The organism is Prochlorococcus marinus XMU1411 (genome assembly GCF_017696075.1).
Classification (GTDB): domain Bacteria; phylum Cyanobacteriota; class Cyanobacteriia; order PCC-6307; family Cyanobiaceae; genus Prochlorococcus_A; species Prochlorococcus_A marinus_V.
Map to the genome: position 1 here is coordinate 567470 of NZ_JAAORI010000003.1, position 22387 is coordinate 589856.

General features: G+C 28.2%; 34 protein-coding genes and 1 tRNA gene. 25 read left to right on the forward strand and 10 right to left on the reverse strand.

Annotated elements, in window-relative coordinates; all coding sequences use genetic code 11:
* The first annotated feature begins 21 nt into the window (after nucleotides 1–21).
* From rpmG to lptC, 5 genes are all read left to right on the forward strand, one after another.
* On the forward strand, nucleotides 22–216 hold the full coding sequence (gene rpmG, locus HA145_RS04885) for a 50S ribosomal protein L33 (RefSeq protein WP_002805540.1): 195 nt from the start codon (nucleotides 22–24) through the stop codon (nucleotides 214–216).
* A 22-nt stretch (nucleotides 217–238) separates the two neighbouring features.
* Complete coding sequence (gene rpsR, locus HA145_RS04890) at nucleotides 239–460, forward strand: 30S ribosomal protein S18 (RefSeq protein ID WP_002806014.1); 222 nt, start codon at nucleotides 239–241, stop codon at nucleotides 458–460.
* Between the two features lie 45 nt (nucleotides 461–505).
* The gene (locus HA145_RS04895) at nucleotides 506–1690 is read left to right on the forward strand and encodes a ribonuclease catalytic domain-containing protein (RefSeq protein ID WP_209128109.1); all 1185 of its coding nucleotides are present in this window, start codon (nucleotides 506–508) and stop codon (nucleotides 1688–1690) included.
* Nucleotides 1691–1759: 69 nt separating this feature from the next.
* Nucleotides 1760–3304, forward strand: coding sequence for a methionine--tRNA ligase (metG, locus tag HA145_RS04900; RefSeq protein WP_209128110.1), 1545 nt, complete (start codon nucleotides 1760–1762; stop codon nucleotides 3302–3304).
* Complete coding sequence (gene lptC / locus HA145_RS04905) at nucleotides 3288–3911, forward strand: LPS export ABC transporter periplasmic protein LptC (RefSeq protein WP_245151785.1); 624 nt, start codon at nucleotides 3288–3290, stop codon at nucleotides 3909–3911. The genes metG and lptC overlap by 17 nt, the downstream gene beginning before the upstream one ends.
* Here the strand turns inward: lptC and HA145_RS04910 are convergent.
* The gene (locus tag HA145_RS04910; protein ID WP_209128111.1) at nucleotides 3908–4534 is read right to left on the reverse strand and encodes a cofactor assembly of complex C subunit B; all 627 of its coding nucleotides are present in this window, start codon (nucleotides 4532–4534) and stop codon (nucleotides 3908–3910) included. The genes lptC and HA145_RS04910 overlap by 4 nt on opposite strands.
* A gap of 111 nt (nucleotides 4535–4645) precedes the next feature.
* Here HA145_RS04910 and HA145_RS04915 point away from each other — a divergent pair, with 111 nt between their 5' ends.
* The 7 genes from HA145_RS04915 to HA145_RS04945 all read left to right on the forward strand — a co-directional run bounded on the left by HA145_RS04915 (nucleotide 4646) and on the right by HA145_RS04945 (nucleotide 7231).
* Entirely contained in the window at nucleotides 4646–4957 is a 312-nt protein-coding gene (locus HA145_RS04915; protein ID WP_209128112.1) for a fusion glycoprotein F0, read from the forward strand.
* An 11-nt stretch (nucleotides 4958–4968) separates the two neighbouring features.
* A complete protein-coding gene (locus HA145_RS04920; RefSeq protein WP_209128113.1) occupies nucleotides 4969–5529 on the forward strand; it encodes a bifunctional adenosylcobinamide kinase/adenosylcobinamide-phosphate guanylyltransferase in 561 nt (186 codons plus the stop codon).
* A gap of 2 nt (nucleotides 5530–5531) precedes the next feature.
* Nucleotides 5532–6014 carry a tRNA (cytidine(34)-2'-O)-methyltransferase gene (locus HA145_RS04925; RefSeq protein WP_209128114.1) on the forward strand — a complete coding sequence of 161 codons (483 nt, stop codon included), beginning with the start codon at nucleotides 5532–5534 and terminating at the stop codon, nucleotides 6012–6014.
* 28 nt (nucleotides 6015–6042) lie between these two features.
* Nucleotides 6043–6116: transfer RNA gene (locus tag HA145_RS04930), tRNA-Met, on the forward strand.
* A 57-nt stretch (nucleotides 6117–6173) separates the two neighbouring features.
* Complete coding sequence (gene clpS, locus HA145_RS04935) at nucleotides 6174–6461, forward strand: ATP-dependent Clp protease adapter ClpS (protein ID WP_209128115.1); 288 nt, start codon at nucleotides 6174–6176, stop codon at nucleotides 6459–6461.
* Between the two features lie 11 nt (nucleotides 6462–6472).
* Nucleotides 6473–6724, forward strand: coding sequence for a DUF1651 domain-containing protein (locus tag HA145_RS04940; RefSeq protein ID WP_209128116.1), 252 nt, complete (start codon nucleotides 6473–6475; stop codon nucleotides 6722–6724).
* 357 nt (nucleotides 6725–7081) lie between these two features.
* On the forward strand, nucleotides 7082–7231 hold the full coding sequence (locus HA145_RS04945) for a hypothetical protein (protein WP_209128117.1): 150 nt from the start codon (nucleotides 7082–7084) through the stop codon (nucleotides 7229–7231).
* A 276-nt stretch (nucleotides 7232–7507) separates the two neighbouring features.
* Here HA145_RS04945 and HA145_RS09620 read toward each other — a convergent pair whose 3' ends face one another.
* The 3 genes from HA145_RS09620 to HA145_RS04960 all read right to left on the reverse strand — a co-directional run bounded on the left by HA145_RS09620 (nucleotide 7508) and on the right by HA145_RS04960 (nucleotide 8426).
* Nucleotides 7508–7642, reverse strand: a complete 135-nt coding sequence (locus HA145_RS09620) for a hypothetical protein (RefSeq protein ID WP_280634266.1) — start codon at nucleotides 7640–7642, stop codon at nucleotides 7508–7510.
* Complete coding sequence (locus HA145_RS04955; RefSeq protein WP_209128118.1) at nucleotides 7639–7791, reverse strand: hypothetical protein; 153 nt, start codon at nucleotides 7789–7791, stop codon at nucleotides 7639–7641. The genes HA145_RS09620 and HA145_RS04955 overlap by 4 nt, the downstream gene beginning before the upstream one ends.
* Before the next feature lie 269 nt (nucleotides 7792–8060).
* On the reverse strand, nucleotides 8061–8426 hold the full coding sequence (locus tag HA145_RS04960) for a hypothetical protein (RefSeq protein WP_209128119.1): 366 nt from the start codon (nucleotides 8424–8426) through the stop codon (nucleotides 8061–8063).
* Nucleotides 8427–8502: 76 nt separating this feature from the next.
* Between HA145_RS04960 and HA145_RS04965 the strand changes: the two genes are divergently transcribed.
* Nucleotides 8503–8655 carry a hypothetical protein gene (locus tag HA145_RS04965; protein WP_209128120.1) on the forward strand — a complete coding sequence of 51 codons (153 nt, stop codon included), beginning with the start codon at nucleotides 8503–8505 and terminating at the stop codon, nucleotides 8653–8655.
* A gap of 631 nt (nucleotides 8656–9286) precedes the next feature.
* Here HA145_RS04965 and HA145_RS04970 read toward each other — a convergent pair.
* Nucleotides 9287–9454 (reverse strand): hypothetical protein, encoded by a 168-nt coding sequence (locus tag HA145_RS04970; protein WP_209128121.1) that lies wholly within the window; start codon nucleotides 9452–9454, stop codon nucleotides 9287–9289.
* Between the two features lie 199 nt (nucleotides 9455–9653).
* Here HA145_RS04970 and HA145_RS04975 point away from each other — a divergent pair, with 199 nt between their 5' ends.
* Entirely contained in the window at nucleotides 9654–9824 is a 171-nt protein-coding gene (locus HA145_RS04975) for a hypothetical protein (RefSeq protein WP_198936428.1), read from the forward strand.
* Between the two features lie 63 nt (nucleotides 9825–9887).
* A complete protein-coding gene (locus tag HA145_RS04980; protein WP_209128122.1) occupies nucleotides 9888–10109 on the forward strand; it encodes a hypothetical protein in 222 nt (73 codons plus the stop codon).
* 4 nt (nucleotides 10110–10113) lie between these two features.
* On the opposite strand, the gene HA145_RS04985 is transcribed toward HA145_RS04980, so the two are convergent.
* Entirely contained in the window at nucleotides 10114–10272 is a 159-nt protein-coding gene (locus tag HA145_RS04985; RefSeq protein WP_179852468.1) for a hypothetical protein, read from the reverse strand.
* Nucleotides 10273–10576: 304 nt separating this feature from the next.
* On the opposite strand from HA145_RS04985, the gene HA145_RS04990 reads away from it, so the two are divergent.
* Entirely contained in the window at nucleotides 10577–11161 is a 585-nt protein-coding gene (locus HA145_RS04990) for a peroxiredoxin (RefSeq protein ID WP_025881525.1), read from the forward strand.
* A 799-nt stretch (nucleotides 11162–11960) separates the two neighbouring features.
* On the opposite strand, the gene ftsH is transcribed toward HA145_RS04990, so the two are convergent.
* Complete coding sequence (gene ftsH / locus HA145_RS04995) at nucleotides 11961–13715, reverse strand: ATP-dependent zinc metalloprotease FtsH (protein WP_209128123.1); 1755 nt, start codon at nucleotides 13713–13715, stop codon at nucleotides 11961–11963.
* 131 nt (nucleotides 13716–13846) lie between these two features.
* Between ftsH and rpmF the strand changes: the two genes are divergently transcribed.
* Entirely contained in the window at nucleotides 13847–14017 is a 171-nt protein-coding gene (rpmF, locus tag HA145_RS05000; protein WP_002805281.1) for a 50S ribosomal protein L32, read from the forward strand.
* Between the two features lie 3 nt (nucleotides 14018–14020).
* Here the strand turns inward: rpmF and HA145_RS05005 are convergent, their stop codons facing one another.
* Genes HA145_RS05005 through psb30 form a run of 3 tightly spaced genes read right to left on the reverse strand, consistent with a single transcriptional unit; the run spans nucleotide 14021 to nucleotide 15188 of the window.
* Nucleotides 14021–14347, reverse strand: coding sequence for a DUF565 domain-containing protein (locus HA145_RS05005; RefSeq protein ID WP_209128124.1), 327 nt, complete (start codon nucleotides 14345–14347; stop codon nucleotides 14021–14023).
* Entirely contained in the window at nucleotides 14334–15095 is a 762-nt protein-coding gene (locus HA145_RS05010) for an HAD-IA family hydrolase (protein ID WP_209128125.1), read from the reverse strand. Before HA145_RS05010 ends, HA145_RS05005 begins: the two co-directional genes overlap by 14 nt.
* Nucleotides 15096–15110: 15 nt before the next feature.
* The gene (gene psb30, locus HA145_RS09695; protein WP_144010216.1) at nucleotides 15111–15188 is read right to left on the reverse strand and encodes a photosystem II reaction center protein Ycf12/Psb30; all 78 of its coding nucleotides are present in this window, start codon (nucleotides 15186–15188) and stop codon (nucleotides 15111–15113) included.
* An 82-nt stretch (nucleotides 15189–15270) separates the two neighbouring features.
* On the opposite strand from psb30, the gene HA145_RS05020 reads away from it, so the two are divergent.
* From HA145_RS05020 to HA145_RS05055, 8 genes are all read left to right on the forward strand, one after another.
* Nucleotides 15271–15618 carry a YkgJ family cysteine cluster protein gene (locus tag HA145_RS05020; RefSeq protein WP_209128126.1) on the forward strand — a complete coding sequence of 116 codons (348 nt, stop codon included), beginning with the start codon at nucleotides 15271–15273 and terminating at the stop codon, nucleotides 15616–15618.
* Nucleotides 15615–15941: a TMEM165/GDT1 family protein gene (locus tag HA145_RS05025; RefSeq protein ID WP_209128127.1), complete on the forward strand. Its 327-nt coding sequence runs from the start codon at nucleotides 15615–15617 to the stop codon at nucleotides 15939–15941. The genes HA145_RS05020 and HA145_RS05025 overlap by 4 nt, the downstream gene beginning before the upstream one ends.
* Entirely contained in the window at nucleotides 15942–16253 is a 312-nt protein-coding gene (locus HA145_RS05030) for a TMEM165/GDT1 family protein (RefSeq protein WP_209128128.1), read from the forward strand.
* Nucleotides 16254–16325: 72 nt separating this feature from the next.
* Complete coding sequence (locus HA145_RS05035; protein WP_209128129.1) at nucleotides 16326–18548, forward strand: RNB domain-containing ribonuclease; 2223 nt, start codon at nucleotides 16326–16328, stop codon at nucleotides 18546–18548.
* Nucleotides 18549–18614: 66 nt separating this feature from the next.
* Complete coding sequence (locus tag HA145_RS05040) at nucleotides 18615–19055, forward strand: hypothetical protein (RefSeq protein WP_209128130.1); 441 nt, start codon at nucleotides 18615–18617, stop codon at nucleotides 19053–19055.
* Between the two features lie 59 nt (nucleotides 19056–19114).
* Nucleotides 19115–19681, forward strand: coding sequence for a DUF2996 domain-containing protein (locus HA145_RS05045; RefSeq protein WP_209128131.1), 567 nt, complete (start codon nucleotides 19115–19117; stop codon nucleotides 19679–19681).
* 80 nt (nucleotides 19682–19761) lie between these two features.
* Entirely contained in the window at nucleotides 19762–20934 is a 1173-nt protein-coding gene (acsF, locus tag HA145_RS05050; protein ID WP_209128132.1) for a magnesium-protoporphyrin IX monomethyl ester (oxidative) cyclase, read from the forward strand.
* A 31-nt stretch (nucleotides 20935–20965) separates the two neighbouring features.
* Nucleotides 20966–22387, forward strand: a complete 1422-nt coding sequence (locus HA145_RS05055) for a TldD/PmbA family protein (protein ID WP_209128133.1) — start codon at nucleotides 20966–20968, stop codon at nucleotides 22385–22387.

Consider the following 22387-nt stretch of genomic DNA (forward strand, 5'->3'; position numbering starts at 1 on the left):
TACAATAAAGTATTAATCAAAATGGCCAAAAAAGGGACAAGAGTTGTAGTGACCCTGGAATGTACTGAAGCTAGGACAAGCACAGATCCTAAGAGATCAAATGGTGTCTCAAGATATACTACTGAAAAGAATCGTAGAAATACAACTGAAAGATTAGAACTAAAAAAGTTTAATCCTCATTTAAACAGAATGACTATTCACAAAGAAATAAAGTAACCACATCAAATTAAATAAAATCATGCCTAATTCAATTTTTAAAAAACAATTATCACCTATCAAACCTGGAGATCCTATTGACTATAAGGATGTAGAACTACTAAAAAAATTCATAACTGAGAGGGGTAAAATCCTTCCAAGAAGAATGACAGGTTTAACCTCTAAGCAACAACGAGATCTTACATTAGCTGTAAAAAGAGCCAGAATTGTAGCTCTTTTACCCTTCGTAAATCCTGAAGGATAATTTCATATTGAATATAGTTGGCACTATAATTAATATCTCAAATATTTGAAAGATTTAACTAATTTAAAAACATATATTATTGACTCTGATGACCCACATGAGGTTGATGACGCTATTTCATTAGAAATAAAAGGAGGAAATAAAAAAAAATTGTGGATCCATATTAGTAATCCATGTAAACTCTTTTTGCATGACTCTAATGTAGATTTAGATGCAAGAAAGAGAAATAGCAGTTTATATTTAATTGATAATTATGTCCCAATGCTACCTAAAGATATTCTTGAAAAGGCAAATCTAGCTCAAAATAAAATTTCAGAAACTATTAGTGCAGCAATAGAATTCAAAGAAAATGGATCAATAAATAATTATGAAATAACTGAAGCAATAATAAAACCAAAATATCAATTAACATATGAAGATGCAAATGAAATATTAGAATTAGAACCTAAAGAAGAAACAGAATTAATTGAGATTAAATATTTATTAGAAAAAAGTATTAAATACAGAAAGAAACAAGGAGCAATTATTTTTGATAGTCCTAATAGTAAAATTAAATTAGATAAGAATAAGATTGTACTTAATAAATTAGAAAAAACAATATCACAAATTATAGTTGCAGAATCAATGATATTAATGGGATATGTAACAAGTTTATTTATAGATAAATATAATTTAGCGGCTCCATTTAGGATTCAGAAATTAAATTGTAATCCATCTGAAATATTAAATAGATACAATGATAGTGATATTAAATATATAATATTAAAACAATATATGGGAAGAAGTTACATAACAACTAAGCCAGAAATCCATGAATCATTAGGTCTTAAAATGTATGTACAATGTACTTCACCATTGAGAAGATATCTTGATTTAATTATACAAAGGCAAGTATATAATAAAATTAATAATTACGAAATTCTAAGTAAAGATTCAGTATCTAAGATTATTGATTATTCAAAGAATAGACAATCAGAGAATAATAATATTATTAAAGTTGATAAATTTAAGTATTTAACATTGTTTTTTAAGAATGAAAAAAAAGCTTTTTATAAAATAATATTCGTTAAGTGGATTAATCATAAGAAAAATATTGCTTTGGTTTATTTTCCAGATTATTCACTAGAAATACTCATTACTCTTTTTGTGTCAATAGAAATATATAGTAATAAAATATATAAAGTTAAATATATACTAAATAATAGTAATCTTTTGGAGTTTATTTATTAATAAAATAATAAATATATTAGGTTGTTATTAGTTTAAAAAATATCTGTTAGTATTAATAAAAAAAGCTTTATGACTTTTGTCATTACTACTCCTTTATATTATGTTAATGATAAACCTCATTTAGGAAGTATATATACAACCATAATTTGTGACTCAATAGCTAGATATAAAAGACTTGCTGGTGAAGATGTTATTTTCATCACTGGTGTTGATGAACATGGTTTAAAAATACAAAGAACAGCAAATGAAAAGGGTATTGAACCAAAATCACATTGTGATGAAATCTCAGAAGTCTTTAATAATAATTGGAAAAACTGGGATATATCCTTTGATAAATTTATAAGAACAACCTCAAAAAATCATGAATCTGTTGTTAATGAATTTTATGAAAGAGTAAAAGCATCCGATGATATCTATATGGGAGTTCAAAAAGGTTGGTATTGTGTCGGTTGTGAAGAATTTAAGGATAATCCAGAAAACTCATCAACATACAAGTGTCCCATTCATCAAAAAAATCTTGAATGGAAAAATGAAGAGAATCTCTTTTTTAGGCTTTCAAAATATCAAAAAGAAATTGAGAAAATTATCAACGAACCTTCTTTTATAGAGCCATTAGAAAGAAAGAATGAAATTATAAATTTTGTATCTAGAGGTTTAAAGGATTTTTCAATTTCAAGAACTAATGTCACATGGGGAATTCCTGTACCTGATTACGATAACCATACCTTTTATGTATGGTTTGATGCTTTACTTGGATATGTAAGCGCCATTAGTTCTGATGCGACAGAACATTTATTGGAAAAATCAATTAATGGAGGATGGCCAGCTGATGTTCATTTTATTGGTAAAGATATTCTGAGATTCCATGCTGTATATTGGCCCGCAATGCTCATTTCTGCCAATATGAAAGTTCCTAAAAAGGTTTTTGGGCATGGTTTTCTTACAAGAGAGGGGCAAAAAATGGGTAAAAGCTTAGGAAATGTACTCGACCCTGATTTATTGCTTACAAAATATGGAAATGATCCTGTAAGGTGGTATCTCATTAAAGACATATCATTAGGTAATGATGGAGATTTTCAAGATAAAAGATTTGTTGACATTATCAATAATGATTTAGCTAATACAATTGGCAATTTATTAAATAGAACATCATCTATGTCTAGAAAATGGTTTGATAATAAAGTGCCAAATAATGAAAAAATTTTAAGTGATAATAAATTAGAGAGTTCTGCCAAAATTGCTGTTGAAAACTATATTTTTAACTTTGATAACTACAAATTAGATCTAGCAGCTAATGAGGTACTTAGCCTAGCAATTAATACTAATTTGTATTTGAATGATAATCAGCCATGGCTGTTAATAAAAGAGAAAGATAATCTACCTCAAGTTAAACAAATTATTTATAACGTTTTGGAAAGTACCCGAATAATAGGATTGTTATTACTACCTTTATTGCCCGAATTATCTACAAAAATCAATGAACAACTTGGATCTATATACAGAGAAGAAATTCCTTGGAAACAACAATTAAGTTGGGGATTATTAGTAAGTAACTCAAGTCTTCCTAAACCTACTCCAATCATAAATAAACTGGAGTATGAGCATCATTTATAGATTAATATTTATACTTCCATTATTTATGCTTGGTTGCGCCCCAAATGTAATTGATGAAAATAAAGTTAAACAAAAAATAGACAGTTTAGATATGACTATTTTCTCTAAAAGTGGAGATAAAATTTATTCAATTACCAGTCCAAATTCAAGTTATGACAATATTGAATTAAAATTCGAATTAAAAAAACCTACCATTAATATCCTCAATGGGGAAGAAACTAAATATATTATTAGTTCAGAAGAATCTTCATTATCAGACAACAATAAACTCCTGAAATTGAAAGGGAATGTTAAGTTAAAAACTCTTAAAAAAAATGGGGATATTTTATATGCTGATAATTTTATTTGGAATTTAGAAAATAATAACTATCTATTAGAGGGTAATATAAGATTTGAAAATCAAAATATCATCTTAAATTCCGGAAAAGCCATATTAGATGCAGATAACATAATTGAATTTTTCAATCCAGTAAAATATATAATAAAAGATGAGAATAACGAAAATAAGTATGAAATAAATTCAGAAAATGCATACTATAATTTAAATACTAAATCAGTAAGTTTTAAATCAAAAGATTCAAGAGTCAAATCAATAATTTATTTTTAAATTTTATTTTTTGAAAAAATATTATTAATTTTTTTGGACCAATTTTTAATCCATTTTTCATCAGACTTCGTAAAACATTTTGCGCTCCAGCCTCCTATCAATATAAAAGCCTTATTATTTATAGGAACTACTAAAATAGATGGAATGTCGGCACAAAAATTAAAAAATTCATCTCTTCCAGGATAAAATTTAGTGTTTGCTAATGATATTAATTTCATATCTTTTATAGATCTCAGACAAGTTTCCCCAGGTTTAAAATCATTACTTGAAGTCATTCCCCTCCTCAATATATTAACGCCATCATTGTGGATTAATATTGCTGCTGCTGCAGTAGAAGTTAATATCGTTTCAGATCCCCATGCAAGTTCATCAATAACTTCATCCGGCATGTTTCTATCGAAGAGAAACTTATTTTCTCCTTTTAAAGCAGCTTTCTCACCAGCTAATGGTTCGAATTGTTTAAATAAAAAACCTATCAAAATAATAATTAATGAAGCTATTGCAGCTAACACTTGTGCTCTTTCAAGCTCAGGAGTGATTGTTTCTATTGAAATGAAATTTGCTATCTGAAAAATAAAGAGTATGGCACCGATTAATATTAATGATTTCCCATTGAATCCCATATTTTAAATATGTTATTTCTAATTAAATTATGCAAATATTATATTGTTTAGTACATTTAAAATTACTCAAACATATGGTTTTTAATATATAATTAACCAAAACCTTAAAAAATGAACCTTAAAATCAATAAATATATACTATCTCTAATCTTTACAGGCTTAATTTTTATTCTTATCCCCTCGACTACATATGCAAATGAAATTAGTAGTATAAATAAATATTTTAGTATTACTCAACAGAAGACTATTATAAATTACGAAAAAAGTCAGCCTTCGTCTATTGACAACCCTGTAGTGGATCCAAATTTTAACACTATGAGATCTAAAGATACAGAGAGTTCAACTGCTACATATATAGTTATAGGTTTGTTAATTGCTGCCACAATTATTCCTTTAGCAACATGGTGGTATTTCTCTAAATAGATAGAGAATTTATGAAATTCGAGGATGTAAGTATTAGTGAATATTCATCTCATATAGTTTTTATTACAGGGGGGACAAAGAGTGGCAAAAGTGAATTCGCAGAGCATCTTGCAAAGAAGGTAAAAAAATTATCATATGTTGCCTTATCTGAAAACAATTTAGATGATAAAGAATGGCAAGATAAAATTAACTTACATCGAAAAAGAAGACCAAAAGATTGGAAAATAATAGAAACGACAGATCTATTAAATATATTAAGGAAAGAAGAAGGTCCATTATTAATAGATTCTATTGGCGGTTTCGTTATGAAAAGTATAGGTAAGGAACAAAATGAATGGTCAACAAAAATGAATTTACTTATAAGTCTCTTAATAAAAAGAAAAAGCATAACAATTATTGTTGGAGAACAAGTAGGTTGGAGTCTGGTCTCTGAATATAAAATTGGTAATACTTATATTGAAAGAATCGGCGAACTTCAAAAGAGAATAACCAAAATTTCAAAAGATAATTGGCTGGTAATAAATGGTAGAGCAATCAAAATAGATGAAATAAGTATTGAAATACCTACTTAAAATTGGAAGTCGCTCTTTTTGAACCTAGAATCCCACAAAATACTGGTAATATTGCCAGATCATGTGCTGCATTTAATATACCTCTAAATCTTATAGAGCCATTAGGTTTTAAACTAGAAGATAAATATTTAAAAAGAGCAGGATTAGATTATTGGCCCCTAGTTACTGTTAATAAGTATGAGAATTTTGAAGAATTTTTGGCTTCAAAAACAACAAAAAGAATAATTTCTTTTAGTAAAAAAAATGGATTATATTTGAAAGATTTTAAATTTAAGAAAGATGATATTTTGCTATTTGGGAGAGAAGATTCAGGTTTACCAGATTCCATTATTGATAAAAGCGACTTTTTAATATCAATATTTATGCCGAATTTACAGACTGGAAACAATGATCAAAAAGGTGTTAGAAGTCTAAACCTTTCTGTAGCTTGTGGAATTGCAATATATGAGGCCCATAAACAAATAAATTTTCAAAATCGTAATTAAGTCAAACAATGCCTTACAATATTCCCATGTCTCGGTAGCTCAGCTGGTTAGAGCGGCGGATTCATAGCCCGCAGGTCGCGTGTTCAAGTCACGCTCGAGACATTTTCAATTGAAGATCACAGGTGAAATTTTAATTTAATTAAACTATTAAAGACAATAATGTTTAATTCACTCGGCACAGTCTTAGATCCAAAGAAATCTAAAGAAAAATATCCAGAAGCAAGGGTTATAGTTCTTGATGACAATTTTAATACTTTTCAGCATGTTGCAAATTGTCTTCTAACAATAATCCCAAACATGAGTGAAAAAAGGGCATGGGATCTAACCATCAAAGTTGACAAGACAGGATCGGCGGAGGTTTGGAGAGGTAATCTTGAACAGGCAGAGCTATATCATGAGCAACTATTCAGTAAAGGATTAACAATGGCTCCAATTGAGAAAACATAGAATAGGTAAGATTGACAGAAAATTTTTGGCTTATAAATTCGAATCGTTCAAGGGTTAAAAGGTTTTCAAAGAATAATCAAAATAAAGATAAATTTTTTGAATATATGTTTATTGACTCTGGAAGAATTCTTGGTGTTTTAGGGAAAGAACCACCTCTTATGACAACCAGAGAAGAATTTAAAGTTGATAAAGCTAGAGATGAATGGAAAAAGTTAATCGCTCAAGGTTGGAGGAGAACCAATCCTGTTTGGGAAGACTCTTAGTAACCAATATTGTTACAAGGGTTAGTTATATAAATTATAAGATGAAGGACGTAGTTAGCGGGTAAATTTAATGGCTTCAAAAGTAATAATGCCATTCCTTGAGTCACATTAAATTCTTTATTTTTCATAAAAAAAGAAAAGTCTCTTTTTTAATAATAAAAAGACTGTCAAATACAAACTAAACATACTGAAAAAAAGAGATATGAGCATTTATAGATTAATGATTTTCAAGATAACTTATATCTTAAAATTATTTTAAAAATTTATAGATATAGTGTTACTTATTATTTTTTTTTAAACAAAAAAACCGACTTAATAATCTCATAATTCCTACTATTTAAAAAATATAAATACCCAATGAAAAATCCTATCTCAAGCAAAAGATCCAAAATTGTATTTGGTATTGGAATAGTTGCTATAAGTATTGGATTAATATCAAAAAAAGTAATTAATTATCCAGCTGGAGGTTGTATGAAAGGGACTCAAGAAATAACATTTAATATCTAGCCAATAATCATTATTACCTGTTCCTTAATTCTTAAATCCAGTCAACTTTGATAACTATTTTAGTGATAGTAGACCTAAAATTAGTTCTCCATTTATTTCCCGTATGGGAAACCCTTTAATTTTTTATCAATGCATAATTGAGTTTGACTGTTTTATGATCTTATTCACATTCAACTACATTAGGTTCTCTATAAGCTTGCTTACCAAATAATTGACTTTGATTAAGGCAATTAGGACACAAATATGCTGAATATTTAACTACACCATTATCTTTAGTTATTTTGCTAACTCGATAGATTCCCTATTACTTTCTGAGGTGACTATAAGTTCTCTCTGATTATTTAAGTGGGAGCTATGTACAACACTTGGTAAAGTAAGCAAAACTAATAGTGGGATTAATAGACGTTTCATTTATTTACTACTTTTCCTCCATATTTTCTAACTACCTTATCAAGCAAAATTCGTATATCTTTATTTTTAAGTTTCTCTATTTGCTGAAGATTTTCAAGAAGATCACAAATTTGATCCAGTGTATCTTCATTTAATTCACTTACTGCCATTTATATTTAGAGTTTTTATATTCCAATTTTAAATCAAAAGTAAATTTACATACTTATTGTATTTATATTTTTTTATTGCTATTTTTTTAAAGCGGGCTAAGGTTCATATCTCCACGAGGATTTAGTCCGCTCAATTTTTAAAGATTAAATTTATTTAGGATCCCTCTTTAAGAAGTTGATTAGAAATATTCAAAAATATTTATCTTTGCTTAATTTCTAAATTCCATTAAAAAAGCATTCTCATATAAACATTAATAGTGTGACACTATTTATTCAATAATGTTGTTATTTTGCTTCATAACTTTCTTAAAATACTTAAACTCAATAAATTCATGCATCATTTTGATATCATCAGATAATACTTTTTTATTAACTGCATATTCGTCCTCATTAAGTGGATAATTATTATTATTAGAAAAAGTTTCTTGATCAAAAGAAAAGTTTATGTAATCCTTTTTATCATAATGATTTTGACCATAAGATTTATTTAACACACCTCGAGACCTCAACGCTTCCTCAACCAATAAACCTGTGACTTTTGACTGACTAAACTCATTAGCTATGCACAATTTTTCAATAATTTCATGTACTTCTTCACTTGGCAAAAAACCAATTCTTTTCCTCGGAGAGGGCATAATTAAAAAAAATTAGTGTCACACTTGCACATTATAAGTGTTGCACTATATTTGATTTAAGTCAACTAATTTTGCTATGCATATTTTATTATTTCCTGTCGGATTTATTCTTTGGTATCTAGCTTATGAAGCAAAACCCATCATTAATGATGAAGTAACACTTAATTGGGAAGAAAAAAATACAATTAAAAGAAATAAACTTTTAAATATAATCAACGAACGCTTTTAAAATTTACTGTTAATCGATTTTGACCATTCCTTGTGTTTACTATCTAGATCTGAGATTAACTGTTTTTGATAAATAAATTTTAGTTGATTTTCGTTAAGTGATTTTTTTGTGATAATCATCTCCTTAGAAAAAAAATAAGGAGTGTTAGAACTACTAATTTTTTTTTTGACTTCCATATAATTAATTAATCTATTTTTTTTATATGACTTAAAAGGTTATAGTCTCAATATTTTTATATTCTTTTTATATTTCCTTCATATGTGTTTTTAGCACGTTTGTAAAAAATATTAGTTTATTAAATAATAAAGGGTATATTTAAACAAAATATATCTTTTATCATGAATCTAAAGGAGAGAGGGATTACTGTTGGAGATTTACTAATAATACTAATAATAATAATCACTTCTACAATATTAATTAAATCATTTAGCAAAGATAAGCAAACAACACTTAATTATAGTAATCAAGATCAAGTTTCTTATAAGAAAAATTACTATCAAAAATTTATTTGAATAGCTTATATAAATTACTTATAAAACTCTTAATTAATTCAATTAACTACTAAGTATCTCTTATGTAAATTTCAAGAATTAATAATTATCAAACAATCGGTTTATGTATTTTAAATATTTTAATGGAATGATTTAGAACATTCCCATTTCAAGTTATCCTTTAAATCATTGATATCATTTGATATTGAAACTAAATTCACCATCTGAAGAATTTGACTTTTATTTAGCCTATTAATAATAATAAGTTTATTAAGCATTTCTAAAACAGATTTATCATTAATATTCATTGTTTGTATAAAAAACTATGATCCTTCAATTCAATTACTTTATCTTAAAATTATAAAAATTTCTTTTTAAATTTCATTATATATTTAACGCTAAATATAAAAAATATTTATAAAATCATCAAAAATAAAACTGTTACTTATAAGAAAAAATCTTAAGCTCACTTTCTTTTAAATTCGTTTATTGTAAAAAGAAAAAAAAATGAACAAAAACTCCAAGAAAGAATACCTTAATAGAGATGAAGTTAATGAAATGATTGAATCAGCTTTAAGGAGACATAATAGAAGATCTACAATAATATCAAGCGTACTTGGCTGGATACTAATAGGAGGTTATTCGTTTGGACTTTTTCAAGCAGTTCAGAATGTCTAATTAATCTTTTCTTTAAAGAAGAACTTGCTAGATGATAAATTAATATAAGACTAAGTATTTATTATGAGGGAATATATTGAGGCAAATCTTACAGTGATAAGAAAATATTTAAAAAAACGAAAAAAGTATACATCAAAATTAAATAATGCTTCGATAATGGAAGAATTCAAAGAATGGATCAAAGATCCATTATCTGAGACAGAATCAATTTGGACTTTACCTGACTTAACGAGAAATGAAAGACTAAAAAATTTTTGTCGCTCAATTAAGAAGGAAATAAGATGAGTTTTTAACTACCAAGTTGTATATGATTTACCTTTAAGTAAAAATAACCCGCAAATCCAACTATATTCAAAATCACAACGAAAATCCAAGCTCCTATTGGCTGATTAGAATCAAATTTTTTTATTTTAACTTTTTCCTTTAATCTTTCAATATATTTAGCCATAATTAAAAATATTAAAAAAGAATATTTCTAATTATAGAGAGTTAAATTTTAAGGAATCTTAAATAAAATAAAATTTCTCTTAATTCGAATTTTTATTGTCAAGCCTTTTAATTGGATATTTAATTAACTCCTTTTTGAGATTTTTTAAAAGTTTATTGTGATTCAAAATTGTAAATTTCCTAGTAAAAGAATAGTGCCATTTCATTGAATTAAAAAAAAACTTGCTAATTCATTATCAATAAAATTATAATGCTTATTACGGTCATTCAGACCATACATAATTTAAATAAGGACAAATTTTTTCATGAGCTTAAGAGTTGGCCAAGAAGCACCAGATTTTAGTGCTACAGCAGTATATGATCAAGAGTTTAAGGAGATTACACTTTCAGGTCTAAGAGGTAAATGGGTTGTTCTATTCTTTTACCCACTAGATTTTACATTTGTATGTCCAACAGAAATCACTGCATTTAGTGATAGATACCAAGATTTCTCGGCACTTAATACGGAAATACTTGGGGTATCAGTTGATAGCAAACACTGTCATTTGGCTTGGATACAAACCCCAAGAAATGAAGGTGGTATAGGTGATATTAACTATCCGTTAGTTTCTGACTTAAAAAGAGAAATTTGCCAGGCGTACAATGTTCTAAATGATGATGGGGAGGCTGATAGAGGTTTATTTCTTATCAATCCTGAAGGAGTAGTTATGCATACGACTGTTAACAAGGCTCCTGTAGGTAGAAATGTTGATGAAACGCTAAGGATTCTTCAAGGTTATCAATATGTTGCGGCAAACCCCGATGAAGTATGTCCAGCAAACTGGACCCCCGGGGAGAAAACAATGTTAGAGGACCCCAAAGGTAGTAAGGAATATTTTTCTGCACTATAGAAGAATTAGAAACATTTAAGTAAGTATTGAGTAGTAAATAACTATAAAAAAATAAAAAATAAATATATTCAAAAAGGGGATAACATCCCCTTTTTGGGGTTTGGGCACGATCCAATCGCTCAAATTAGTTTTATATGATAAGAAGGACCACATATAAAAAGAAATTTCTATGGCGACTAGGATAAAAATATTAATTAAATTTAAGTCATTTAAACCAAAATATCTATAAATATGAAACTGATCATCAACACTAATATTATTAATTTGAAGATGCCAAAGATTGAGAGAAATCAAAATAAAATTCACCAATATTATTTTTTTTAACAGAAACCTAGATTTCTTAAAAATTAATAGGAAAGAAATTAAAAATATGAAAAGAGTTAACTGCGGAATATCCGGTTTTGGTACATTAATTCCTTCAAGAAATAAATTAAATATAAGATCAAAATTTATATATATATAATCAGCTATTAAGTAAGAGAGAAATATTAAATTTATTGCTACTAAGAATAATAATCTTTTTCCTTTAATTATTTTTATACTATGGATTTTATCTTTTGTAAAACTATAGTATGTATAGTTTTTTAAAGAGTTTATATACACCAACGACGGACATATTGCTCCGCTCAAATAGTAAAGGATTGAATAAAAGGAAATATCATTAATATTGAGTGAATACAAATTAAACCATTGTTTTTGTACAAATGGAAGAATAAGTAAAAATAAAAGTGTTACTAATAACTTCGTTGTATTGTTTTTAATTATCAAGAAAATATTTTTTAAATTTAAAGCAATTAAATCACACTTTCAACAATTTAGAAGTTGTTAATTTAAAAACTTTTTTATCTATAGTTTCTTGATTTAAAAGTATATCAACTAATTTATCTAGTAAGACTCTATTCTTTTTCAATATTTTTATTGAATTATTTAATGAAATTTTAGAAATATTTATGATTTCATTATCTATTCTAGAACTGGTATTTTCTGCTATGAGAGGCTTTCTTCTAAATAATCCATCTCCTAAATACATTTCATTATTATCAGAATCCATTGAAATTGGACCAATAATTGAAAATCCATATTTTGTAACCATTTCCCTTACGATATTTGTCGCATAAGAGATATCATTTATGGAGCATTGTGTAATTTCGCCTTCGCCAAAAACTATCGTTTCTGCTGCTCTTCCAGCTAGAGCAATTTCAATTTTTGAAAATAATAATTTTTTTGAAATCAATCCACTAGAAATTACATCTTCGTCAGGGCATATTTTTGTATATCCTCCTATAGATCCAGATCTAGGTAAAATCGTAATTTTATCAACTGATTCAATTCCATTTCTCACAGCAGATACAATTGCTCTACCTACTTCGTTATAAGCAATAATTTTTTTCATATTAGGAGAAGTTATTAACGAGCTTCTCAGGCCAATGGTAATCTTATCAAGAGCATTTTCTATATGAAGATCACTAATTAATTTAGATTCGTCTCTTGCACAGTGAATAGCACTTTCGTTCATCAAGTTTGCAAGATCTGCTCCCGAAAATCCAACTGTTCTAGAAGCCCAATATCCTAAGTCAACTTCGCTTGAAAGTGGTTTGGAAAGTGAGTGAACTGAAAGAATTTTTTTTCTTCCATCTAAATCTGGAAGCATTACTTCAATTTTCCTATCAAATCTACCTGGTCTTAATAATGCTGCATCCAAAATATCTGGTCTATTTGTTGCTGCTAAAACAATAATCCCAGAATTATCAGCAAAACCATCTAATTCAGTTAGAAGTTGATTAAGGGTTTGTTCTCTTTCATCATTTCCACCTCCGATTCCAGACCCTCTTTGTCTACCAATGGAATCAATTTCATCAATGAAAATTATACAAGGAGATTTTTCCTTAGCCTTAGAGAACAGATCACGAACTCGGCTTGCTCCAACACCAACAAAAAGTTCTACAAACTCTGATGCCGATATTGAAAGAAAAGGCACTCCTGATTCACCAGCAATTGCTTTAGCTAATAATGTTTTACCTGTTCCTGGTGGGCCTATTAGAAGAACTCCCTTAGGAACTTTTGCTCCAAGATTTTCAAATTTCTTTGGTTCTTTCAAAAATGTAATTACCTCTTTTAATTCCTCAGCAGCTTCAGGGACGCCAGCAACATCATCAAATCTCGTTTCTACATCATCAATAGTTACAAATTTAGCTTGTTTTTTGGTAAAACCAAAAGCTCTGGAAGCCAATTTTGATGTACTCCTCAAGATTAAGACTATAGCAAATATGAAAATCAGGAAAAGACTTATTGAAGCAAATGAATTAGCAGCTGAGGCTTCTTTTCTACTATTGTTAATAGTTAGATCTACCTTATTTTCAGTAGCCTTTTCAAGGATTAATTGATCGTTGTAAAGGATAGGTATTTTAAATTTATCGCCATTTTTATACAGAACATCAATTTCTCTCTGCCTTGGATAGAAAAATATTGATTCTATTTTCCCCGTCTCTATATCTTCTAGAAGATCCGAATAACTTGATTTAGAATCTGAATATGAGAATTTTGATCTAAACACTAATCTTTATAAGTGATTAATAAAGCATATATGCTTATTTAAAAAATTGACGTATATAAACAAAATATACTCAAAAGTTTTGGAGATAACCAGTTAAAGGTTATATTATTATATGGAAATAAAGAAACAGAATGGCTGTACCAAAAAAGAAAAAATCAAAGAGCAAAAGGAACCAAAGGCACGCTGTTTGGAAAGGAAAAGCAGCAATAGCAGCTCAAAAAGCTATATCTTTAGGTAAATCAGTTTTAACTGGGAAAGCTCAAGGATTTGTTTATCCTATTGAAGAAGAAGAAGAAGAGTAGCTTTCAAGATCCTAATTTAAATGCTTCAAGTATAACAGCATAAATTGCACCAATTCTTAATTTATCAACTACGGTCCATAGATAATAAAATTTTGAACTTTCGGGAGGTTTAATTCTTATAATGATTTCAATAAAAATAATAATTATTGGGACCATTATCAACTCATTTTTACCTTCAGATATAAATTTTGTAATAAAATTTGCAAACAAAAAATAACCTGTCAAAACAGAAATTAGACCAATAGATTTTGTTCTCCAAGTATCACTTATAAAACCAAAAAATAAATTATTTAACTGAGAGGTAATTCTTGAAAAATTAGTTTTTTGCATTACTAAAAGATACTAAATAATCACTTAGAAAGTTATAGTCAACATATGATTTTTTTAGTTTAGGGCCTTTAATTACATTTGCCACATTATTCTGATCACCAAGACTGTCTAAAATACAATCTAATTTAATATTTTCCTCAAGAACAATTGGGATATTTGAAGGAACAAAAATTGTTGGCAAGTTAGCTGCCAAGGAAGATTTCAATCCTGGATTGGAGTCTTCAAAAACAATTGAGTTGTTTTTGTTTATACCACTTAATTGGATTGCCTTTAAATATGGTAATGGATTTGGTTTCTTTAATTCAACGTCTTCGCTTGAAATAATAAACTCAAAAGGGTTGAAGCCATTAAAAAGACAATCAACAAGTAGATTGACTTGAATTCTTGAACTTGAAGTGACAATAAATTGTCTTACTTTTTTTCTATGTAATTCATTTATTAATCTAAAAACACCAGTTTTTAAACTAACGCAATTTTTTTTTATAATTTCTAAATAATGAAACTGCTTTGTTTCATGAATTTTGAGAATTAAATCTTCTGAGAAATTATCATTATTAGATTTAGCGTAATAAGCAATCCTATTTTTGCCGCCATTTATATTCAGAAGTTTTATATATGTATTAGTATCCCAATTCCAATCAATCCCAAGGTCATTAAAAGCATTATTAAAAGCAGGTAAATGGGCCTCTAATTCAGTATTTGCGATGGTACCATCTAAATCCCAATAAACACCCTTCAGGTAAGTCACCAAAAAGAATTTCTTTTATTTACGATAAAATACAAGAGCAATAATTGCTGGTCCTGCTAACGCAACTACAGCCAAAGGAATAAGTGTTGCCATGATTAATGAATATGTTTTGTGATACTATTTTTACAAATAAAAGACGAAACTGTACTGATACGTTACAAGATTGAATTAAATTATGAAATCATGGACATGTATAGAAAATTGTGGAGCTTGTTGTAAATTCGACTTGAACGAAAGAAGCGATTTGGCTAACAAACTTAACAAAGAAGATATAGCTTTGATAAATTCGATGACGGCTAAAGACGGTTGGTGTAAAAACCTGGACAGAGAAAATAAAAAATGCTTAATTTATGAAACCAGACCACATTTTTGTCGGGTAAGTGAATTTTCAACTTCATTTAAAGGATATTTAAAATCTGGTGATAAATTTTTAATAGATTGCTGCAAACAACATATTTCATCAAATTATGGATACCAAAGCAAAGAGATGAAAACTTTTAGAATTGCTGTTTCAGGAAAATGAATAGTAAATTAGAAAAAAAAGAAAACAATCTAGAAAAAAGTTTTTTTTCAATATTTATAACGACTTTTACAACAATTTTTATTGCTGAACTTGGCGATAAAACTCAGATAGCCACATTAATGCTTTCTGCTGAATCGGGCAGGCCAATAGTTGTTTTTCTTGGAAGTTCTCTAGCATTAATAACTTCTAGCATAGTAGGAGTTCTTATTGGTAAATGGGTATCAAAAAAAATATCTCCTAGCAAATTTGCTTTATCTACTGGTACTTTAATGATATTGATAAGTATATTTTTAACTTATGAAATATTCAAAAATTATTATTAAATGGTTTTAAGTTTATTACTATCAACATTTCTAACCGTTTTCATAGCTGAATTAGGTGACAAAACTCAACTAGCTACTTTAACTATAAGTGGCACTTCAAATAAACCATTAGCAGTTTTTCTAGGATCTTCTTCAGCACTTGTTTTTGCAAGTTTACTTGGAGCTTTAACAGGTGGTTCTATTTCAAGTTTTTTACCCGAAGTAGTCCTTAAGTCAATAGCGTCCATTACATTTTTCATCATTGGTATAAGGCTTGTTATCAATTCTTTCACCATCGAAAAAGAAGAAAAAGAAGAGAAAGAAAAAAATTAGTTTTAAGCTTGGATAATAAGGTGTAATAATAAAGTGTATACCCCTAAATAAATTTATAATTTCATTTAGATCATGTTCACATCATCTTCAATAATTGATAATCTTAATCAGTCAGAAGGGTTAGAATATAAAAAATTATGCAGATTATTAAAAATAACTAAGAAATCTGATAAGGATAAATTAGATATTGCTTTAACAGCTCTAGAAAAACTTGAAATAATTAATAAAAATGAAAATGATGAATATACCTGCATAAAAGATAGTGATCACCTTGTTGCCAGGATAAGATGTAGTAGCAAAGGCTATTGCTTTGCTGTGAGAGGAAAAGATAAAGAAGATATTTATATTAAAGAAAATCTACTTAATTATGCATGGAATGGAGATAAAGTTTTAGTAAGGATAATAAAAGATGGTTATAGAAGAAGATCACCAGAAGGAATAGTTGATTGTATTCTTGAGAGATCAAATCAAATTCTTCTTTCTAAAGTTGAAATAATAAATAATAATGTATATGCAATCCCAATAGACGATAGGATCCTATCTAAAATTAAACTTCCAAAAGAGAATAAAAAATTTACTTTCAAAGCAGAAAATAAAAATATAGTAAAAGTTGAGATTGATAGGTTTCCAATAGGTCAAGATGAAGGAATAGGCCATGTTATACAAGAACTAAACCTAAATAATAATGAGGAATATGATGCAGATTTTGTTTTATCCAAAAGCAATCTAGTCAAATCATACAATTTAAATCGTATTGAATCTAAAAAATTAGAAAAAAGGGAAAGGATAGACCTAACAGATAAAAACTCTTATCTATTCAAAAGCTGGAATTCTAATAATTCTCCGATGCTTCCAATGATTCAAATAGAGCAGGGGAAAAATAAAAGTACTAAATTATGGATACATACTAATAATCTTGCAGAAAGAGTAGATCTAAATAGTAAAAAATCTCTAGAAATATTATTTAATGGCTTCGAATCATTACCCTTATTAAATGATTGGCAAAACTACCTTAGTGAAGCCATAAGAAATGATTCTGAATTTAAATTTGGTGAAAAGAATGAAGCAATTAGCATCTGTTTGCATTTAAATAGTGATAATAATATAACTGATTGGTCATTTCATCTTACTTTAGTAAAATGCTCTCTTATTGTTGAAAGTGACCATACTGACGCGCTTCTATCTAGAAAAAGTAAAACAAGAATAACCTCTCGGGTATTAAAACCTATAAAGGAATATATCGACGATTTAGATAAAATACTGGAAATTTCTTGTTCATTCAGACAAAAACATCTTTTGAAGGGTAATGTTGAAATTCCTGGCCCACTCAATAATATAGAATTATTAGAAGAATTTTTTATTCACAATCCAGCTGATTATTCAAAAGGATATTTTGCTTCATTAAATAAAGAAGATTGCCAAACTTACATTTCACCAATACTACACGAAGCTAATTTAATATGGTTCAAACATTCAAATAAATATGGCTTAAAAAGCGCTGGATACATCTCAAAAGGAATAGATTACGTTAATGCAAATGAAATCATCAAATATTCAGAATTTATTGATAATGATATAGAGCTTAATGAAGATGGCAATTTGTCATTTAGTAAAGTAATTAAATTATGTGGGGATGATAATAAAAAAAGAATCTTACATAAACTTCTAGTTAATGAATTTAAGGACAATGAAATAAGGTTGATTTCTAAAAATCCGGGTAATGACGAATCAAAACAATTATTTATTTCTCCATGGACAATTCCTGGATTTGACTTCACTAATCTTATTAACCAGTATTGTATTTTTAATATGATAATAAATGGTAAGAAATCAAAGAAAAATAATATTAATGCAATCAATATATCGGAAAGTAATTCATTAGAATTAGTAAATTGGGATATATTTAATTCAACAATTTCAAATAATTTAAATACATTATTTAATAATTTCGTAATAGAAAAACTTAATGAATTCAAGTACAAAGTTAACCAATATAAATCTAATATGATAAATATAAAAAAAGTAAGAAAAGCAGAAAAACTACTAGGTAATATTTATAATGGGTTTATTTTATCAGTGCAATCATATGGTTTCTTTGTTGAGATATCAGAACTAAATGTAGAGGGTTTAGTACACGTAAGCACTCTTAATAATGATTGGTATGAATACAGGTCAAGGCAAAATCTATTGATTGGAAGAAAATCTAAAAAATCATATAAAGTTGGAGATGCAATAGAAGTAAAAATAATAAAAGTCGATATTCTTAAATATCAAATTGATTTAGAATTAACATAAATAAATTTTCATAAAATATATTATGGAAATATTAACCAAAAAAATTTAAGAAAACTTTTTATAATTATGTTTAAGAAAAAATATTTACTTTTAACTCTTTTTTTATTAATAATTTTTCAAATTTTATTATATATAAATAATAATCAGAAGACTTCATTTAGATACTTTAAATGGACCATCCAAGAAGTAAGTATAGGTAAATTAATCAGTATTTCGTTTTTTTCTGGTTTATTAGTAAACACTTTTTTGAATACAACTATTACTAGTACTAGTTTCAGAAAAAAAACTTTCGAAAATGTGGAAGATGATTTTGTATCTAATAATGAGGAAGAAATGGAACCAAACGTTGAGATGCCGCCACAAAGGGATATTAGAGAAGCCCAACCAACAATTTCTGTTAATTACAGAGTAGTCAAAAATATGAATGATAATAATTTAAAAAAAGATCAAAGTTATTCAAATCAAGATATTAAAGATGACTGGGATAATGCTGATAATGATTGGTAGAAAAATAAATTAATTAAAAAATGTTTTTTTAATTTATAATAGAAGAAATAGTTTTTTTTATGGAAGAAAATTTAGACAAAAATAATGAAGTAAATAAAGAAATATCTGACAACACTACTAAATCAAACTCTCATGAAATAAAAGAATCTAAATCAGAAAAAGTTATCAATATGGATATAAATAATGGTGATTCTGCTAATAAACTTGTTACAAAAAATGAAATTAATACTCCCGAAAAACCTATAACAAAACCCAAAAAGGAACTCCCAGTAGAGAAAAAGCCTTTTCAAGAATTTATTAACATACACCTAATTCCTTCACTTACTGAGGAAATTAATCAAAGAGGATTAGAAATTACCAATATTAACCTCACTAACACAAATAGACCTATTGCTGGAGATAAATGTTGGGTAATAAATTGTGAAATTAAAGATACATGTAACTTTTGGTTATCCTTTGAGAAGGATGACATTAGTTCATTAAAAAGTATTTCTTTATCAAAACCTAATCAAAAACCAAGTATTATTGAATCTTTTCTTATTGACGAAAAAAGAATAACCCTAAAATTAATTATTTCAAGAGTACTTCAAAGATTGAACGGGCAAAAATTAATAGGAGTTAATTAGAAAAACAATAACACCAAGTTAACTTTTCCCTCGAAAATACAAATCATAGTAAATAATAGTATTAATAAACCGAATAAAAAATGGCTCAATCAACTGTTGAATCAAAAAATAAAAAAGATATTAATAATGGAAAGATACCAGCAAAAGAAACAATTTTGTCCCCAAGATTCTATACAACAGACTTTGAGGCCATGGAAAATATGGATTTATCAATAAACGAGGAGGAATTGGAAGCTATATGTGAGGAATTTAGGAAAGATTACAATAGACATCATTTTGTACGAAATAGTGAATTTGAAGGGGCTGCAGAAAAATTAGATCCTGAGACAAGAGAGCTTTTTGTTGATTTTCTCGAGGGAAGTTGTACTTCAGAATTTTCAGGTTTTTTACTTTATAAGGAACTTAGTAAGAGAATTAAAGTTAAAAACCCTCTACTTGCTGAATGTTTTGCTCATATGGCCAGAGATGAAGCAAGACATGCAGGTTTTTTAAATAAATCCATGAGTGACTTTGGACTTCAGTTAGATTTAGGTTTTTTAACAGCCAATAAAGATTACACTTATTTCCCTCCAAGAAGTATTTTTTACGCTACTTATTTATCCGAAAAAATAGGTTATTGGAGATACATAGCAATTTATAGGCATCTCGAAAAGAACCCTGATAGCAAAATTTTTCCTCTATTTAATTACTTTGAAAATTGGTGTCAAGATGAAAATAGACATGGAGATTTCTTTGACGCATTAATGAAAGCACAGCCACGTACTGTTAAATCTTTAAGCCAAAAAATTACCATTGGCGGCTCTACTTTTACACACCCATTATTTGACTACTTCCATAGGTTTAGATATTTTTTGAATAATCATCCATTAACATCCAAGTTATGGTCTAGGTTCTTTCTATTAGCTGTATTTGCAACTATGTATGCAAGGGATTTGGGAATTAAAAAAGATTTCTACAGTTCTTTAGGTTTAGATGCCAGAGATTACGACCAGTTTGTTATTAATAAAACAAATGAAACTGCAGCTAGAGTTTTCCCTGTAGTAATGAACGTTTATGATAAATCTTTTTATGGAAGATTAGATAAAATAGTAGATAATAATAAGGTTCTTTCCGATATTGCAAACAGTGATCGAAATAAAATATCTAAAACTTTTAAAAAATTACCTAAATATTTATCAAACGGTTACCAGTTATTAAGACTATACTTATTAAAACCTCTTGATAGCAAAGATTTCCAACCTTCGATTAGATAATCTTGAATAAAGAGAAGATTTATAGACTCATATGTTTTCGTCACAAATCAAATCAAATGAAATCGTTTTTGGTAGTTGCAATAAAGATTTATTAGAAGAAATTATTTTCTACGGCATTGGACTTGGTGCTGATTTTGTAGAAATATTTATAGAGAATACTGACAACTCGAGCGTTTTAGCTGAAGAAGATTTTATTACTAGTGTAAGTCCATCATTTGGAAGAGGTGCTGGCATTAGAATCTTCAAGGGACAAAAGGATGGATTTGTAAGTACAAATGATTTAACAAAGCATGGCTTGATGAGATCTGTATCTCAGGCTATTGAGATGTTAGACATAACAGACAACAAAAGAGAAGTATTTAACGGTTTAAATAAACATAGGGACTATAGTTTATCCAAGAAAAAATGGATTAATGAAGTCCCATCTATTCATGAGATAAGTGAAAAACTACTAGTTAGCACAAAGTCTTTAAAAAAAAATAATAAAATAATAACTAGAAAAGGAAGTTACTCAAGAAATCTTCAAGAAGTAATTATAGCCTCCAGCGACGGAACCTATGTCTCAGATATTAGATTGCATCAAACAGTTGGACTAAACGTAATTGCTAGTGATGCCCAATATAGATCTAGTGGAAGTAGAAGATTTGGATCTTCAGGAATGCCTAATGAATTCAGATTATGGGATCACGAAAAAGCAGCTAATGATGTGTTTGAAAGTTCAATGAACATGTTGTACGCAGATTATGTTGATGCGGGACAAATGCCTGTCGTATTAGCTAATAAATTTGGTGGCGTTATATTCCACGAAGCCTGCGGTCATTTACTTGAAACTACTCAAATAGAGAGAGGGACAACACCATTTGAGAATAAATTGGATGAAAAAATTGCACATGAATCTGTAACAGCAATAGACGAAGGAATTTCAGAAGGATCCTTTGGTTCATTATCAGTAGATGATGAAGGTATGGAACCCGAAAAATCAGTTCTTATAAAAGATGGAATTTTAAAAAAATTTATATCCGACAGGGCAGGTGAATTAAGAACTGGCCATAAAAGAACAGGAAGTGGAAGAAGACAAAATTATTCTTTTGCTGCAGCCTCAAGAATGAGAAATACTTATATAGCTAAAGGAGAACACTCGAAAGAGGATTTAATCAATAGTATTAGTGATGGTCTTTACTGCAAATCAATGGGTGGTGGCAGTGTAGGTGCTACTGGACAATTTAATTTTGCGGTAGAAGAAGGATATCTTATTAAAAATGGAAAATTAACTAATCCAGTAAAGGGAGCAACTTTGATTGGTGAGGCTAAAGAAGTTATGCCAAAAATATCAATGTGCGGAAATGACCTCGAATTAGCTCCTGGATTCTGTGGATCCATCAGTGGAAGTGTCAACGTAACTGTTGGTCAACCTCATATTAAGGTTGATTCAATCACTGTTGGCGGGAGATAG

Coding starts and splice junctions, on each gene's coding strand:
- rpmG (WP_002805540.1), top strand. CDS start 22: ATGGCCAAAAAAGGGACAAGAGTTGTAGTGACCCTGGAATGTACTGAA.
- rpsR (WP_002806014.1), top strand. CDS start 239: ATGCCTAATTCAATTTTTAAAAAACAATTATCACCTATCAAACCTGGA.
- metG (WP_209128110.1), top strand. CDS start 1,760: ATGACTTTTGTCATTACTACTCCTTTATATTATGTTAATGATAAACCT.
- lptC (WP_245151785.1), top strand. CDS start 3,288: ATGAGCATCATTTATAGATTAATATTTATACTTCCATTATTTATGCTT.
- HA145_RS04910 (WP_209128111.1), bottom strand. CDS start 4,534: ATGGGATTCAATGGGAAATCATTAATATTAATCGGTGCCATACTCTTT.
- HA145_RS04915 (WP_209128112.1), top strand. CDS start 4,646: ATGAACCTTAAAATCAATAAATATATACTATCTCTAATCTTTACAGGC.
- HA145_RS04920 (WP_209128113.1), top strand. CDS start 4,969: ATGAAATTCGAGGATGTAAGTATTAGTGAATATTCATCTCATATAGTT.
- clpS (WP_209128115.1), top strand. CDS start 6,174: ATGTTTAATTCACTCGGCACAGTCTTAGATCCAAAGAAATCTAAAGAA.
- HA145_RS04945 (WP_209128117.1), top strand. CDS start 7,082: ATGAAAAATCCTATCTCAAGCAAAAGATCCAAAATTGTATTTGGTATT.
- HA145_RS09620 (WP_280634266.1), bottom strand. CDS start 7,642: ATGAAACGTCTATTAATCCCACTATTAGTTTTGCTTACTTTACCAAGT.
- HA145_RS04955 (WP_209128118.1), bottom strand. CDS start 7,791: ATGGCAGTAAGTGAATTAAATGAAGATACACTGGATCAAATTTGTGAT.
- HA145_RS04960 (WP_209128119.1), bottom strand. CDS start 8,426: ATGCCCTCTCCGAGGAAAAGAATTGGTTTTTTGCCAAGTGAAGAAGTA.
- HA145_RS04965 (WP_209128120.1), top strand. CDS start 8,503: ATGCATATTTTATTATTTCCTGTCGGATTTATTCTTTGGTATCTAGCT.
- HA145_RS04970 (WP_209128121.1), bottom strand. CDS start 9,454: ATGAATATTAATGATAAATCTGTTTTAGAAATGCTTAATAAACTTATT.
- HA145_RS04975 (WP_198936428.1), top strand. CDS start 9,654: ATGAACAAAAACTCCAAGAAAGAATACCTTAATAGAGATGAAGTTAAT.
- HA145_RS04980 (WP_209128122.1), top strand. CDS start 9,888: ATGAGGGAATATATTGAGGCAAATCTTACAGTGATAAGAAAATATTTA.
- HA145_RS04985 (WP_179852468.1), bottom strand. CDS start 10,272: ATGGCTAAATATATTGAAAGATTAAAGGAAAAAGTTAAAATAAAAAAA.
- HA145_RS04990 (WP_025881525.1), top strand. CDS start 10,577: ATGAGCTTAAGAGTTGGCCAAGAAGCACCAGATTTTAGTGCTACAGCA.
- rpmF (WP_002805281.1), top strand. CDS start 13,847: ATGGCTGTACCAAAAAAGAAAAAATCAAAGAGCAAAAGGAACCAAAGG.
- HA145_RS05005 (WP_209128124.1), bottom strand. CDS start 14,347: ATGCAAAAAACTAATTTTTCAAGAATTACCTCTCAGTTAAATAATTTA.
- psb30 (WP_144010216.1), bottom strand. CDS start 15,188: ATGGCAACACTTATTCCTTTGGCTGTAGTTGCGTTAGCAGGACCAGCA.
- HA145_RS05020 (WP_209128126.1), top strand. CDS start 15,271: ATGAAATCATGGACATGTATAGAAAATTGTGGAGCTTGTTGTAAATTC.
- HA145_RS05025 (WP_209128127.1), top strand. CDS start 15,615: ATGAATAGTAAATTAGAAAAAAAAGAAAACAATCTAGAAAAAAGTTTT.
- HA145_RS05030 (WP_209128128.1), top strand. CDS start 15,942: ATGGTTTTAAGTTTATTACTATCAACATTTCTAACCGTTTTCATAGCT.
- HA145_RS05035 (WP_209128129.1), top strand. CDS start 16,326: ATGTTCACATCATCTTCAATAATTGATAATCTTAATCAGTCAGAAGGG.
- HA145_RS05040 (WP_209128130.1), top strand. CDS start 18,615: ATGTTTAAGAAAAAATATTTACTTTTAACTCTTTTTTTATTAATAATT.
- HA145_RS05045 (WP_209128131.1), top strand. CDS start 19,115: ATGGAAGAAAATTTAGACAAAAATAATGAAGTAAATAAAGAAATATCT.
- acsF (WP_209128132.1), top strand. CDS start 19,762: ATGGCTCAATCAACTGTTGAATCAAAAAATAAAAAAGATATTAATAAT.
- HA145_RS05055 (WP_209128133.1), top strand. CDS start 20,966: ATGTTTTCGTCACAAATCAAATCAAATGAAATCGTTTTTGGTAGTTGC.